The following is a 13715-nucleotide window of genomic DNA, read 5'->3' as shown; positions in this document are numbered from 1 at the left end:
AATCGCCTAATAATTGCAGTTTTAGTTTGACAAAGGGCTATTATTAAGTATTTTGGCGATGTTTTTGGTTGGAATGTAGTGCTTCTAACGGTACTAAACGCTGCCACAAAATAACCTGTCAGTTATTTTCATCTAAAAATAAATTAATTAATTTAAAAAAATTTATGCCAACTATTAATCAGTTGTTAAGAAAAAAAAGAGTGAAACCAGCAGCAAGGAATAAGGTTCCTGCTTTACAAAAACAACCTTTAAAAAGAGGTGTTTGTGTGAAAGTTTATACAACAACACCAAAGAAACCAAACTCTGCATTAAGAAAAGTTGCTAGAGTGAGATTATCAAATGGATTTGAAGTAACAGCTTACATTCCTGGTGAAGGTCACAACCTTCAAGAACACTCGGTAGTACTGATTAGAGGTGGTAGGGTAAAAGATTTACCAGGCGTACGTTATCATATTTTAAGAGGCAATCTAGATACTCAGGGCGTTGCAAATAGAAAACAAAGAAGATCTTTATACGGAACAAAAAAAGGTAAATAATGTCTAGAAAAAAAACACAGCCCAAAAAAAATGTAGTTCCAGATCCAAAATTCAAATCAACTATAATCCCTAAATTGATAAATAATATAATGTATGATGGTAAAAGAGGTATTGCTGCTAAAATAGTTTATGACGCTATCGATAAAATTAAAACAAAAACTAAAGATGAACCGATTAATATTTTCAATGAAGCAATTAACAATATCAAACCAACTGTAGAAGTTAGGTCTAGAAGAGTTGGTGGTGCAACTTATCAAGTTCCTGTTGAGGTAAAAAGTAAAAGAGCACAAGCTTTAGCTATCAGATGGTTAGTTGAGTCAGCAAGAAAAAGAAAAGATAAACACATGGCAGATAAAATTTTTAATGAGCTTTATGATGCTTATGAAAAAAAGGGAGCTGCTGTTAAAAAAAGAGAGGATGTACATAAAATGGCAGAATCTAATAAGGCATTTGCTCATTTTAGGTGGTAATAAGATATGGCTAGAACTCATTCATTAGATAAATATAGAAACATTGGGATCATGGCCCATATAGATGCTGGTAAAACAACTACTACCGAAAGAGTTCTTTACTATACAGGTAAGAGCCATAAAATTGGTGAGGTTCATGATGGTGCTGCAACGATGGATTGGATGGAGCAAGAACAAGAAAGAGGAATTACAATTACATCTGCAGCTACTACTTGTTTTTGGAATGATCATAGAATTAATATTATAGACACACCTGGTCACGTTGATTTTACTATTGAAGTAGAAAGATCTTTAAAAGTTTTAGACGGTGCTGTTGCTGTTTTTGATGGTGTTGCAGGTGTGGAGCCTCAATCTGAAACTGTATGGAGACAAGCAGATAAATACAAAGTTCCAAGAATTTGCTTTGTTAATAAATTAGATAGAACAGGTGCTGATTTCTTTAGATGTATAGATATGATCAGAGATAGATTGGGTGCCAAACCTTTAGTTGTGCAAGTTCCTATTGGTGTTGAAGCTTCTTTATCTGGAGTAGTTGATCTTGTTAAAATGAAAGCTCAAGTTTGGAAAAATGAAGCACTAGGAGCTGAATGGGAATACAAAGAAATTCCAGAAGACTTAAAAGAAATTTCAGAAAAATATAGAACAGAATTAGTAGAAACAGCTGTTGAACAAGACGAAAAGCTAATGGAGGCTTACTTAAATGGCGATGAAATAAAAGAGGAAGATTTAGTTAAGTGTATAAGAAAAGGAACACTTAATTTTAGTTTTGTTCCAGTTTTAACTGGTTCAGCATTCAAAAATAAAGGTGTTCAGCCTTTACTTGATGCTGTTGTAAATTATTTACCAAGTCCAGTAGATATTGGTTCAATCAAAGGAACTAAATTAGGTAGTGAAGATGAAATGGAAATGAAATTTGAAGACAGCGTTCCATTTTCTGCTTTAGCTTTTAAAGTAGCTAATGACCCATTTGTTGGCTCATTAACCTTTATTAGAATTTACTCAGGCACAATAAAAACTGGTACTGCGGTCTTCAATTCTTCTAAGGAGAAAGAAGAAAGAGTTGGAAGAATGCTTCTAATGCATGCAAATTCTCGTGAAGATATTAAGGAAGCTAATGCAGGTGATATAGTAGCTTTAGCAGGATTAAAAAATACAATTACAGGACACACTCTATGTGACAAAGAAAATTCAGTTCTACTTGAGCCAATGGAATTCCCTGATCCGGTAATTGAAATTGCAGTAGAACCAAAAACAAAAGCGGATCAAGAAAAAATGGGCGAAGCTTTAGGTAGGTTAGCTAAGGAAGACCCTTCCTTCAGAGTTACATCAGACGAAGAATCTGGACAGACGATTATTAAAGGTATGGGTGAATTACACCTGGATATTATTGTTGATAGAATGAAAAGAGAATTTAAAGTAGAGGCGAATGTTGGAGCACCACAAGTAGCTTATAGAGAAACCATAGAAGCTGCTTCAGAGGTTGAATACACTCACAAAAAACAAAGTGGTGGTGCAGGTCAATTTGCAAAAGTTAAACTTTTAGTAGAGCCTCAAGAACCTGGTAAAGGTCGAGATGTCGAGAGCAAAATTAAAGGTGGGGCTATTCCAAAAGAATTTATTCCAGGTGTTGAAAAAGGCATAGAAACAGTCTCAGATACTGGAATTTTAGCTGGTTTTCCAATGATTGATTACAAAGTAACAATCTTAGATGGTTTACATCATGATGTTGACTCAAGTGTTTTAGCGTTTGAATTAGCAAGTAGAGCTTGTTTTAAAGAGGCTTGTACAAAAGGTGGTCTAAAATTATTAGAACCTGTAATGAGAGTGGAAGTAGTAACTCCTGAAGATTACATGGGTGATGTTATAGGTGATTTAAACAGCAGAAGAGGTCAAATCAGCACCCAAGAGCAAAGAGGTAACGCAACTGTAATTACAGCAATGGTTCCTTTGGCAAATATGTTTGGTTATATAAATAATTTAAGATCAATGTCTCAAGGTAGAGCACAATATTCAATGTTTTTTGATCATTATTCAAAAGTTCCTCAAAATGTTCAAGACGAAGTAACTAAGAAGATCGCAGGTTAATCATGGAAAAACAGAACATTAGAATTAAATTAAGAGCATATGACAATAAAGTTCTAGATGCTTCAACTGAAGAGATTGTTAATACAGTAAAAAGAACTGGGGCCACAATCAAAGGACCAATTCCATTACCTACAAGAATTGAAAGATACACAGTATTAAGATCACCTCACATAGATAAGAAAAGTAGAGAGCAATTTGAATCAAGAACACATAAAAGATTAATCGATATTATTGAACCAACACCACAAACTGTAGAAGCATTAATGAAACTTGATTTAGCATCTGGTGTAGATGTGGAGATAAAAATATAATTATGAGTGAGATAGCTTTATTAGGTAAGAAAATAGGTATGACGAGAGAATTTTATAAATCTGGTCAATTAGTTCCTGTTACTGTGCTTAAGGTTGAAAAAGCTAGAGTTATTCAGGTTATTGAAGAAGAAAAAAGAGGGTACAAGGCTGTTCAGCTTGGATATGGTAAAATAAAAAATTCTAAATTAACAAAAGCTATGAAAGGTGTTTTTGCAAAAAAAAATACTGAAGCTAAGAAAAAATTAAAAGAATTTAAAGTAAATGATACATCTGTTTACAAAGAAGGAAACGAGTTTGGTTTAGAAATATTCAAAGATATTAAATTTGTAGACACAAGATCAAAGACAATTGGTAAAGGTTTTGCAGGTGCTATGAAAAGACACAATTTTGGTGGTTTAAGAGCCAGTCACGGTGTTTCGATATCACACAGAGCACATGGTTCAACTGGGCATAGTCAAGATCCTGGAAAAGTTTTTAAAGGAAAAAAAATGGCTGGTCATATGGGTGACAAGCTAAGAACAATGCAAAATATTGAAATAATAAAAACTGACTTAGAAAACGAACTTCTTTATTTAAAAGGATCAATACCTGGTTCAAAAAATTCTGAAGTAATGGTTAAAAAATCTGTAAAAAATATAACCAAAATGACAATTGGTGAGAAACAAGCAGCTGCTGAAGAAGCTAAAAAAACACCTGAGAAAAAGAAAAAATAATGAAATTAGATAAAATTAGCATAGATGGGAAAAAAGACAGTATTGAAGTTTTGGATAAGATTTTTTCTGCAAAAATTAACCATAAATTGGTTAGTTCTGTTCTTTATAAAACAAATGCAAATTATAAAGGAAGACATGCTAAAACTAAACAACAAAATGAGGTAAAAGGACCAACTTCAAAAATATATGCTCAAAAAGGGACTGGTGGCGCAAGACATGCTAGTAGAAAAGCTCCCATATTTGTTGGTGGAGGTATTGCTCATGGTCCAAAAGGTGAATTGGCTTATAAAAAAAGAAAACTTAATAAAACTGAGAAAAAACAAAGCGTAGCTTCACTAATTACAGAAAAAAATAATAATAAAAACTTATTAATCTTAAATGACTTTAGTTCAGAAATTAAAAAAACTAAAGAGATGAACTCAATTATTAATAAACTTGAAATTACAAATTCACTAATAATTTTAGACAAAAATTCAAAAGAAAAAATCGAAAAATCAGTAAGAAATATTCCAAATGTTAAAGTTACAGATGTAAATCATTTCAGTGCTTACGATATTATTAAATTTAAAAAAGTAGTTTTCACAGAAAGTTCAGTGAAAGAATTAGAAAAGAGATATTCATAAAATGGAAAAAATTCACTTATACGACAAAATTCTTTCTCCAGTGGTTACTGAGAAATCTACTAATTTATCTGAACTTAATAAAATTGTTTTTAAAGTTCCGGATGGAGCAAATAAGAAAAATTTAAAAAAGAATATAGAAAAAATATTTAAAGTTAATGTGACTAAGATAAATATTATCAACAAACAAAATAGAACAAAAGTTACCAGAGGTAGAAAAGTAAAAGTATCTGGATATAAAAAAGCAATAATAACTTTAAAAAAAGGTCAAAGTATTGATCTAACAACAGGAATTTAATAAATGGCATTAAAAACTTTTAAACCATACACAAAATCTACAAGAGGCACTATTTTAGTTGATAGAACCGGTTTATGGAAAGGTAAACCATTCAAGTCATTAGTCTCTCCAAAAAATGCCATGAAAGGAAGAAATAACAATGGTCATATTACCTCTATTAATAGAGCAGGTGGACATAAAAAAATGTACAGACATGTTGATTTTTATAGAAAAAAATTCGACATGGAAGCTACAGTTGAAAGAATAGAGTATGATCCAAATAGATCATGTTACATCATGTTAGTTAAATTTGAGGATAGTACGTATGCATACTTCTTAGCACCACAAAAAATTAAAGTTGGAGATAAAGTTGAAAGCGGTTCTAAGAAAGAAATTAAAGTAGGTAATTGTATGCCATTGCAAGACATTCCAGTGGGTATAAATATACATAATGTTGAGATACAACCAGGTGGTGGTGGAAAAATCGCTAGAGCTGCTGGTTCATCAGTTACTATTAGTGGTCTAGATGGAAACTACAGTTTAATAAAATTAGCTTCAGGTGAAGTTAGAAAAATTGATTCAAGAGCTTTGGCTACTATTGGAATTTTAAGTAATCCAGATCAAAAAAATATTAAAATTGGAAAAGCAGGTAGATCAAGATGGTTGGGCAGAAGACCTCATACAAGAGGTGTTGTTAAAAACCCAGTTGATCACCCACATGGAGGTGGTGAAGGTAAATCAGCTGGAGGAAGACATCCAGTATCACCTACAGGACAATCAGCTAAAGGTTTAAAAACCCGAGATAATAAGAGAACAGATAAATTTATAGTTAAGAGAAGAAATAAGAGGAAGGATACTAAGTAATGGCTAGAGCAGTTTGGAAAGGTCCGTTTGTAGAGGAAAGCTTGATGAAGAAAGTGAACAAGTATAAAGATGATCCAAAGAAAATTCCTATTAAAACTTGGTCAAGAAAATCTACAATTTTACCAGATTTTGTAGGGGTAAGTTTCCAAATTTATAATGGGAAAAAATTTATACCAATAACTGTTTCAGAAGATATGGTTGGACATAAATTAGGTGAGTTTGCACCAACAAGAACTTTTTTTGGTCATACACCAGCTGACAAAAAAGCCAAACCAGCAACAGCAGAGAAGAAATAATTATGGGCAAGAAAAAGAAAATAGATAAATCTAACAATAAAACAGTAAAGTCTGTTAACAATGGTATTAGATCAAGTGTCAGAAAGTTAAATCCAATACTAAAAAGCATTGTTGGAAAAAAAGTTGATGTTGCAATTAGAGATTTACAGTTTTCAGAAAAGAGAGTTACTAGAGATGTTAGAAAAACTATTAGTTCAGCTGTAGCTAATGCTGAAAATAATTTTCAATACGATATTGATAAATTAATAGTTAAAGAGGCATATTGTGGAAAAAAAATAGTTATGAAAAGATTTAGACCAAGAGCCAAAGGAAGAGCGGCACCAATATTAAAACCTTGGTCAACTGTTACAATAATATTATCAGAAGCAAAACAAATGGAGAAACATGGGGCAAAAAGTTAATCCTGTAGGTTTTAGATTAGGTGTCAACAGAGGATGGGACTCTGTATGGTATGCTAAGAAAAAAGATTTTGGAAATTATCTAATCGAAGATTTTAAAATTAGAGAATATATCAAGAAAAATGTAATTAACTCTGGTGTATCCAAGGTAATGATTGAAAGAACATCTAATAAGTGTTATGTTACAATTTACACTTCTAGGCCAGGATTTGTGATTGGTAAAAAAGGAAGTGATATTGATAAAATTAAAAATAATCTCTCAAAATTAACTACAAATGAAGTAAATCTGAACATAAAAGAGGTAAAAAAACCTGAGACAAATGCTTATTTGGTAGCAGAAAATATTGCACAGCAGCTTGTTAAAAGAATTTCTTATAGAAGAGCCATGAAAAGAGCAATGCAATCATGTATTAGATTGGGTGCTAAAGGAATTAAAGTATCTGTAAGTGGAAGACTTGGCGGAAATGAAATAGCTAGAACAGAGTGGTTGAGAGATGGAAGTATTCCATCACACACTTTAAGAGCTGATATAGATTACGCAGAGGCAGAGGCTCTTACAACTTATGGAATTATTGGTATTAAAGTTTGGATTTATAAAGGTGAAGTTTTTGCTAGAGAATTTAGCCAAGAGACAAACAAGGTAGCACCAAAGGAAGGTAAACAATAATGCTTCAACCAGTAAGAACTAAGTGGAGAAAAGCTCATAAAGGTAGAATCCATGGTAATGCAACCAGAGCAAGTACTATTAATTATGGTGCTTACGCATTAAAAGCTTTGCAACCAGAAAGAGTTACAGGAAAACAAATTGAAGCTGCGAGAGTTGCTTTAACAAGGCATATGAAAAGACAAGGAAGAGTTTGGACAAGAATATTTCCAAATATACCAGTTTCAAAAAAACCAATTGAAGTCAGAATGGGTAAAGGAAAGGGTTCACCTGAGTACTTTGCATGCAGAGTAAAACCAGGAAGAATATTATTTGAAGTTGATGGTGTTTCTGAACAAATTGCAAAAGAAGCTTTATATAAAGCATCAGCAAAATTACCTATTAAGACTAAAACAATTAAGAGATTTGCATAATGAAAAAACAAGAAATTAAAAAATTATCAAAGGATGAAATTGTGAAGAACATTGATAAGCTTAAAAAAGATCTTTTTAATTTCAGATTTCAAAAAATGAATTCACAAGTAACAAACCCAGCTAAAATTGGTGAAACTAGAAAAACAATAGCAAGATTAAAAACAATTTTAAAAGGAAAAGCAAATGCCTAAAAAAATACTCACTGGTGTAGTTATAAGTGATAAACCAAATAAAACAGTTACTGTTATGGTAGAACGTAAATATTCTCACCCAGTTTTAAAAAAAGTAATCAGAGTTAGAAAAAACTATAACGCTCACGATGAAAATAATAAGTTTAAAACTGGTGATAAAGTTTCAATTATTGAGAGCAAACCCTTTTCTAAAAATAAAAAATTTCAAGTTATGGAGAGTATAAAGTAATGATTGGTGTTCAAACAGAATTACAAGTAGCTGACAATACCGGTGCAAAAAGAATTGAGTGCATTAAGGTTCTAGGTGGATCAAAAAGAAGATATGCTAGTATTGGTGATACAATTGTAATTGCAGTTAAAGAGGCGATACCTAAAGGAAAAGTTAAAAAGGGGTCTGTCCATAAAGCTGTAGTTGTAAGAGTTAAAAAGGGAATTCACAGAAATGATGGATCTAAAGTAAGATTTGATAATAATGCAGCTGTGTTAGTTGATGACAAAGGAGAACCAGTTGGAACAAGGATATTTGGTCCAGTTACAAGAGAATTAAGAAGTAGAGGTCAAATGAAAATTATTTCATTGGCACCGGAGGTTTTATAATGATCAAAAAGGGTTTGAAAGTAAGAGTTTTGACTGGAAGAGACAAAAAAAAAGAAGGTGAAATTATTGAAATTGATAGAGCTAATAACAGAGTTAAAGTTAAAGAAATAAACATGGTTAAAAAACACGTAAAAACGACAAAAGAGAAAAAAGGTGGAATTTTTCCAAAGGAAAGCTTTATTCATATTTCTAACTTAAAACTAATTGATGAAAAAGCGGTTAAAAAAAAAGAGGTTAAAAAATAATGACACCAAGATTAAAAGAAATATTCAATAAAGAAATTCAGCCTGCGTTAAAAGATCAATTTGGTTTTAAAAATATTTATATGGCCCCAAGAATTGAGAAAGTTGTTTTGAATATGGGTCTTGGTTTAGATGCCACAGATTCTAAGATTTTAAAATCATGTGAAGAAGACATGGCTAAAATCACTGGACAAAAACCAGTTACAACAAAATTTAAAAAATCAGTAGCTAATTTTAAAACAAGAAAAGGATCAAATGCTGGTTTAAAGGTAACATTAAGAAAAAACAGAATGTATGAATTCTTAGATAGATTAGTGAATATAGCATTACCAAGGATTAAAGATTTTAGAGGTTTATCACCAAAAGGATTTGATAAATTTGGTAATTATACATTCGGAATTAAAGAGCATATAATTTTTCCAGAGGTAAGTTTTGATAGAGCAGACAAAGTTAGAGGTTTAGATGTAGTAATAATTATTAAAGCAATAAATAAAGAACATAGTTTTGCGTTATTAGAAAAAATGAATTTTCCATTTATTAAAAAAGGAGATAATTAAACATGGCAAAGTTAAGCGCTGTTAACAAAAATAATAAAAGAATTAAGCTTTCAGATAGGCTTTATAAGAAAAGACAAGCATTAAAGAAGATTGTAATGGATAAAAAGATTCCATTAGAAGAAAGATTTAAAGCGCAACAAAAATTATCTAAACTGCCAAGAAACTCAGCTAAAACAAGAGTTATGAATAGATGTGAGATTACTGGAAGACCTCATGGTGTTTATAGAAAATTAAAGATTTCAAGAATTGCATTAAGACAATTAGGATTACAAGGAAAGATACCGGGCTTAGTTAAATCTAGCTGGTAGAAAGGAAAATTATGAGTTTAAGTGACCCAATAGGAGATATGATTGCTAGAGTGAAGAACGCTCAAGCTAGAAATCATAAAAAAGTAGAATTACCTTCATCTAATTTTAAAACAAAAATTGCTGATATACTTAAAAATGAGGGTTTTATAAAAGATTTTAAAGTTAGTTCTGAGGAGAAAAAACCAATATTATCATTAGAACTTAAGTACCATTCAGGTAATCCAGTAATTAGTGCTTTTGAAAGAGTATCAAAACCTGGTAGAAGAATTTTTTCATCTGCTGATAGCTTACCTAAAATAAATAATGGTTTAGGAATTGCCATTGTTTCAACTCCAAAAGGAGTAATGACTGATATAGATGCAAGAAAACAAAAAGTTGGTGGCGAAATAATTTGTAAGGTATTTTAATGTCTAAAATAGGTAAAATAAACATATCAATCCCTGAAAAAGTAAAAGTTGCTTTAGCTGGAAATATGATAAATATAGAAGGGCCTCTAGGAAAAAAATCAATTAATGTTGATCTAGAAATGTTTAATTTAGACATTATTGAAGGAAAAGAAATTTCTATTAAACCAAAAAAAGTAGATCAAAACTCAAAAAGACTTTGGGGCATGAATCGAAGTTTAATAAATAATGCCGTTATTGGATCTAGCACAGGATATGAAAAAACTTTAGAATTAGTTGGTGTTGGCTATAGAGCAGCCTTAAAGGGAAATCAGTTAAATTTACAATTAGGTTATTCCCATGATATAAATTTTGATATACCAGAAGGTATTAAAATTAATGTTGAAAAACAAACAACATTAAAAATCACTGGCTCTGACAAGCAATTAGTGGGTGAGGTTGCATCTAAAATTAAAACATTAAGAAAAATCGAACCATATAAAGGAAAAGGTGTTCGAGAAAAAGGTCAGTATGTTCTAAAAAAAGAGGGAAAGAAAAAGTAATGAAACTAAACACTCGTATCAGAAAAAGATTTAGAGTTAGCAATAAAGTTAAAAAAGTTGCTCCAAAAGATAGATTTAGATTAAGTATTTCTAGATCATCAAAAAATATTTCGGCTCAAATAATTGATGATACAAAAAAAATAACTTTGCTATCAGCTTCATCTATAGAAAAAGATCTTAAATTAGCTGATAAAGTTAATAAAATAGAATTATCTAAATTGGTTGCTCAAAACTTAGCTAAAAAAGCTCAAGAGAAAAAAATTACTAAAATTTATTTTGATAGAGGTTCTTATAAATATCATGGAAGAATTAAAGTTTTTGCAGAAACTTTAAGAGAAAATGGAATGGAATTTTAATTATGGATAACTTAAAAGATAAAAAAACTGACGATATATTAGAAAAATTAGTTCATATAAATCGTATTACTAAAGTTGTTAAGGGTGGAAGAAGATTTGGATTCTCAGCGCTTGTAGTTGTTGGAAATCAAGCAGGTAAAATAGGCATAGCTCACGCAAAGGCAAAACAGGTACCCGATGCTATCAAAAAAGCAAATGAGATGGCAAGAAGAAAACTTACTCATATACCATTAAGAGAAGGTAGAACTATACATCACGACGTAAAGGCAAAAGATGGTTCTGGTAGAATAGTGCTAAGAGCAGCTTCTAAGGGAACAGGTATTATTGCAGGTGGTCCTGTTAGAGCGGTATGTGAAGTTTTAGGAGTCAAAGATATTGTTGCAAAATCTATGGGGACTTCAAATGCGCACAATGTTATTAGAGCTACAATGAAAGCATTAATGAAACAAAGTTCACCAAAACAAATATCAGCAATTAGGAATAAAAAAATTTCTGAAATAATTGAAAAAAGAGGATAATGATTACTTTAAACAATAGAGATAAAACCAATAAACCAAAAATAAGAGTAGGTAGAGGAATAGGTTCGGGTAAAGGAAAAACATCAGGTAGAGGTGTTAAAGGTCAAAAATCAAGATCTGGAGTAGCTATAAAAAGTTTTGAAGGTGGTCAAATGCCGTTGTACAGAAGACTTCCAAAAAGAGGATTTAACCCAATATTAAAACAGAGTATTGCAATTCTAAATCTGGATAAAATACAATCTTATATAGACAAGAAAAACATTAATCCAAATGAAATATTAAACTCAGAATTATTAAAAAAACTCAAATTAATAAATAAAAACTCAAAAAAATTAAAAATTTTAGGATCTGGGGAGGTAAAAGATAAAATCAATATTGAAGCCGACCTGGCCTCTAAATCAGCAATAGAAAAACTAGAAAAAATTGGTGGATCTATTCAATTAAAAAAATAGTTTGTTTAAATGAGTGCATCATCATCAACAAATGATTTAAGAAATAGAATCATATTTACTGTTTTATTATTAGCCGTTTATAGATTTGGAACTTTTGTACCTTTACCTGGCATAGATCCTGAGCAATTAAAAATAATGATGGAAGGCAATCAAAAAGGGTTGTTAGGTATGTTTAATGTATTTGCAGGAGGTGCCGTTAGCAGAATGGCTATATTTGCATTAGGAATAATGCCTTACATTTCATCTGCTATCATTGTTCAGCTTTTAACTGGTGTTACTGAATATTTTAAAAATTTAAAAGCACAAGGTGAGACGGGTAGAGCAAAAATTACGCAAATTACCAGATATGGAACAGTGTTACTTGCAACAGTTCAAGGTTATGGTTTATCTGTTGGTTTAGAATCCTCAGCTGATTTAGTAATTAATCCTGGGGCTTTTTTTAAAATAACCACTGTTACAACTATCGTTGCAGGAACAATATTTTTAATGTGGTTAGGTGAACAGATTACTCAAAGGGGTATTGGTAATGGAATATCGTTAATAATTTTTGCTGGTATTGTAGCTGAAATACCAAGAGCTTTAGTTACAACTTTTGAATTAGGTAGAACAGGTGCAGTTTCAACATTTATGATCCTAGCTATATTTGTTTTATTAATAGTTACAATTCTATTTGTAGTTTTCATGGAAAGAGCATTAAGAAAAATTTTAATTAATTATCCTAAAAGACAAATGGGTAATAAAATGTATGGAGGAGAGTCATCGCATTTACCACTTAAAATTAATCAGGCCGGAGTAATTCCAGCAATTTTTGCTTCAGCGCTTTTATTGCTACCAGTAACATTTTCAAATTTTTCATTTTCTAATAACGAAACATTTTTAAACTTAAGCTCGTATTTCACTCAAGGACAACCTCTTTATATGTTACTTTATGCATCAGGTATAATTTTTTTTACTTTTTTTTATACGTCTATAACATTCAATCCAAATGAAACTGCTGAAAATCTTAGAAAGTATGGAGGTTTTGTGCCAGGAATTAGGCCGGGTGAGAGTACAGCTTTATATATTCAAAATATTTCAACTAAGTTAACAACAATAGGTGCTTTATATTTAACATTAGTTTGTTTAATGCCAGAATTTTTAATTGCAAATTACCCAATACCTTTTTATTTGGGAGGTGCATCAATATTAATCGTTGTCGTAGTAGCTATCGATACTGTAACGCAAATACAAACAAGATTAATGAGTTCGCAATACGAGCAACTGGTAAAAAAAACAAAATTTGGTAAGTAAGTGAATATAATTTTATTTGGACCTCCTGGTGCTGGAAAAGGTACTCAGTCTAAATATTTAGTAAACAAATTAAATGCTTTTCAAATTTCAACAGGTGAACTTTTAAGAGAAGAAATCAAAAAAAAATCAGATATTGGTAAAGCTATAACCAAAGATATGGAGAATGGAAAATTTATTAGTGATCATATTGTAAATAAACTTATAGAAAATTTAATATCTGATCCACAAAAAAAAAATAAATTAATCTTTGATGGATATCCTCGATCATTAAGCCAGGCTAAAAATTTAGAAGTATTACTAAAAAATTCAAACCAGAACATAGATTTAATTTTATATCTAAACGTAGACAAAGAAACAATTCTCAAAAGGCTTGAGAAGAGAAAAATTGTAGAAAATAGGTCTGATGATAATATTGATACCATAGTTAGAAGGTATGAGAAATACATGGAAGCAACCCAACCAGTTCTAAATTTCTACTCTGAGAATCCTAATTTTAAAGAGATTGATGGAGGCTTAGAAATTGAAGAAATAACGAGGAAAATAGATGCTTTTATCAATGTATAAGACGTTGACTTTGATTAATCTTCTTATATAAAAGGCACAATTTATCA

General features: G+C 31.0%; 25 protein-coding genes. All 25 read left to right on the top strand.

What is annotated here, in order from left to right:
* Nucleotides 1-164 precede the first annotated feature (164 nt).
* The 25 genes from rpsL to ACTT9L_RS02505 are packed head-to-tail and all read left to right on the top strand — an operon-like array spanning nt 165 to nt 13668.
* Nucleotides 165-536, top strand: coding sequence for a 30S ribosomal protein S12 (gene rpsL / locus ACTT9L_RS02625; RefSeq protein ID WP_023853696.1), 372 nt, complete (start codon nt 165-167; stop codon nt 534-536).
* Nucleotides 536-1006, top strand: a complete 471-nt coding sequence (gene rpsG, locus ACTT9L_RS02620; RefSeq protein ID WP_075485276.1) for a 30S ribosomal protein S7 — start codon at nt 536-538, stop codon at nt 1004-1006. The genes rpsL and rpsG overlap by 1 nt, the downstream gene beginning before the upstream one ends.
* A gap of 6 nt (nt 1007-1012) precedes the next feature.
* Entirely contained in the window at nt 1013-3091 is a 2079-nt protein-coding gene (gene fusA, locus ACTT9L_RS02615) for an elongation factor G (RefSeq protein ID WP_440927800.1), read from the top strand.
* A gap of 2 nt (nt 3092-3093) precedes the next feature.
* Entirely contained in the window at nt 3094-3402 is a 309-nt protein-coding gene (rpsJ, locus tag ACTT9L_RS02610; protein WP_023853699.1) for a 30S ribosomal protein S10, read from the top strand.
* A 2-nt stretch (nt 3403-3404) separates the two neighbouring features.
* Nucleotides 3405-4115 carry a 50S ribosomal protein L3 gene (gene rplC, locus ACTT9L_RS02605; RefSeq protein WP_440927799.1) on the top strand — a complete coding sequence of 237 codons (711 nt, stop codon included), beginning with the start codon at nt 3405-3407 and terminating at the stop codon, nt 4113-4115.
* On the top strand, nt 4115-4738 hold the full coding sequence (gene rplD, locus ACTT9L_RS02600) for a 50S ribosomal protein L4 (protein WP_440927798.1): 624 nt from the start codon (nt 4115-4117) through the stop codon (nt 4736-4738). Before rplC ends, rplD begins: the two co-directional genes overlap by 1 nt.
* Nucleotide 4739: 1 nt before the next feature.
* Entirely contained in the window at nt 4740-5033 is a 294-nt protein-coding gene (gene rplW, locus ACTT9L_RS02595) for a 50S ribosomal protein L23 (protein WP_072091192.1), read from the top strand.
* 3 nt (nt 5034-5036) lie between these two features.
* Entirely contained in the window at nt 5037-5876 is an 840-nt protein-coding gene (gene rplB / locus ACTT9L_RS02590) for a 50S ribosomal protein L2 (RefSeq protein WP_440927797.1), read from the top strand.
* The gene (rpsS, locus tag ACTT9L_RS02585; RefSeq protein ID WP_440927796.1) at nt 5876-6172 is read left to right on the top strand and encodes a 30S ribosomal protein S19; all 297 of its coding nucleotides are present in this window, start codon (nt 5876-5878) and stop codon (nt 6170-6172) included. The genes rplB and rpsS overlap by 1 nt, the downstream gene beginning before the upstream one ends.
* Nucleotides 6173-6174: 2 nt before the next feature.
* Nucleotides 6175-6573, top strand: coding sequence for a 50S ribosomal protein L22 (gene rplV / locus ACTT9L_RS02580; RefSeq protein ID WP_440927795.1), 399 nt, complete (start codon nt 6175-6177; stop codon nt 6571-6573).
* A complete protein-coding gene (gene rpsC, locus ACTT9L_RS02575) occupies nt 6557-7237 on the top strand; it encodes a 30S ribosomal protein S3 (protein WP_440927794.1) in 681 nt (226 codons plus the stop codon). The genes rplV and rpsC overlap by 17 nt, the downstream gene beginning before the upstream one ends.
* Nucleotides 7237-7647 carry a 50S ribosomal protein L16 gene (gene rplP, locus ACTT9L_RS02570; protein WP_023853707.1) on the top strand — a complete coding sequence of 137 codons (411 nt, stop codon included), beginning with the start codon at nt 7237-7239 and terminating at the stop codon, nt 7645-7647. The genes rpsC and rplP overlap by 1 nt, the downstream gene beginning before the upstream one ends.
* Nucleotides 7647-7838 carry a 50S ribosomal protein L29 gene (gene rpmC / locus ACTT9L_RS02565; protein WP_023853708.1) on the top strand — a complete coding sequence of 64 codons (192 nt, stop codon included), beginning with the start codon at nt 7647-7649 and terminating at the stop codon, nt 7836-7838. The genes rplP and rpmC overlap by 1 nt, the downstream gene beginning before the upstream one ends.
* Nucleotides 7831-8067: a 30S ribosomal protein S17 gene (gene rpsQ / locus ACTT9L_RS02560; protein WP_440927793.1), complete on the top strand. Its 237-nt coding sequence runs from the start codon at nt 7831-7833 to the stop codon at nt 8065-8067. The genes rpmC and rpsQ overlap by 8 nt, the downstream gene beginning before the upstream one ends.
* Nucleotides 8067-8435 carry a 50S ribosomal protein L14 gene (rplN, locus tag ACTT9L_RS02555; RefSeq protein ID WP_023853710.1) on the top strand — a complete coding sequence of 123 codons (369 nt, stop codon included), beginning with the start codon at nt 8067-8069 and terminating at the stop codon, nt 8433-8435. Before rpsQ ends, rplN begins: the two co-directional genes overlap by 1 nt.
* The gene (gene rplX, locus ACTT9L_RS02550) at nt 8435-8680 is read left to right on the top strand and encodes a 50S ribosomal protein L24 (protein WP_440927792.1); all 246 of its coding nucleotides are present in this window, start codon (nt 8435-8437) and stop codon (nt 8678-8680) included. The genes rplN and rplX overlap by 1 nt, the downstream gene beginning before the upstream one ends.
* Entirely contained in the window at nt 8680-9234 is a 555-nt protein-coding gene (gene rplE, locus ACTT9L_RS02545; RefSeq protein ID WP_440927791.1) for a 50S ribosomal protein L5, read from the top strand. The genes rplX and rplE overlap by 1 nt, the downstream gene beginning before the upstream one ends.
* Nucleotides 9235-9236: 2 nt before the next feature.
* Nucleotides 9237-9542: a 30S ribosomal protein S14 gene (gene rpsN, locus ACTT9L_RS02540; protein WP_440927790.1), complete on the top strand. Its 306-nt coding sequence runs from the start codon at nt 9237-9239 to the stop codon at nt 9540-9542.
* Between the two features lie 11 nt (nt 9543-9553).
* Nucleotides 9554-9949 (top strand): 30S ribosomal protein S8, encoded by a 396-nt coding sequence (gene rpsH / locus ACTT9L_RS02535; RefSeq protein ID WP_075485249.1) that lies wholly within the window; start codon nt 9554-9556, stop codon nt 9947-9949.
* On the top strand, nt 9949-10488 hold the full coding sequence (gene rplF / locus ACTT9L_RS02530; RefSeq protein ID WP_440927789.1) for a 50S ribosomal protein L6: 540 nt from the start codon (nt 9949-9951) through the stop codon (nt 10486-10488). The genes rpsH and rplF overlap by 1 nt, the downstream gene beginning before the upstream one ends.
* Nucleotides 10488-10844: a 50S ribosomal protein L18 gene (rplR, locus tag ACTT9L_RS02525; protein WP_440927788.1), complete on the top strand. Its 357-nt coding sequence runs from the start codon at nt 10488-10490 to the stop codon at nt 10842-10844. Before rplF ends, rplR begins: the two co-directional genes overlap by 1 nt.
* 2 nt (nt 10845-10846) lie before the next feature.
* Nucleotides 10847-11362, top strand: a complete 516-nt coding sequence (gene rpsE / locus ACTT9L_RS02520) for a 30S ribosomal protein S5 (protein ID WP_440927787.1) — start codon at nt 10847-10849, stop codon at nt 11360-11362.
* Entirely contained in the window at nt 11362-11814 is a 453-nt protein-coding gene (gene rplO / locus ACTT9L_RS02515; RefSeq protein ID WP_440927786.1) for a 50S ribosomal protein L15, read from the top strand. Before rpsE ends, rplO begins: the two co-directional genes overlap by 1 nt.
* A gap of 9 nt (nt 11815-11823) precedes the next feature.
* On the top strand, nt 11824-13104 hold the full coding sequence (gene secY / locus ACTT9L_RS02510; RefSeq protein ID WP_440927785.1) for a preprotein translocase subunit SecY: 1281 nt from the start codon (nt 11824-11826) through the stop codon (nt 13102-13104).
* Complete coding sequence (locus ACTT9L_RS02505; protein WP_440927784.1) at nt 13105-13668, top strand: adenylate kinase; 564 nt, start codon at nt 13105-13107, stop codon at nt 13666-13668. It abuts the gene before it with no gap.
* The last annotated feature ends 47 nt before the right edge of the window (nt 13669-13715 follow it).

The organism is Candidatus Pelagibacter sp. (assembly GCF_052049675.1).
In the GTDB taxonomy this organism is placed as follows: domain Bacteria; phylum Pseudomonadota; class Alphaproteobacteria; order Pelagibacterales; family Pelagibacteraceae; genus Pelagibacter.
The sequence above is the reverse complement of the archived record's forward strand: the minus strand, read 5'-3'. Positions and strand labels throughout refer to the sequence as shown.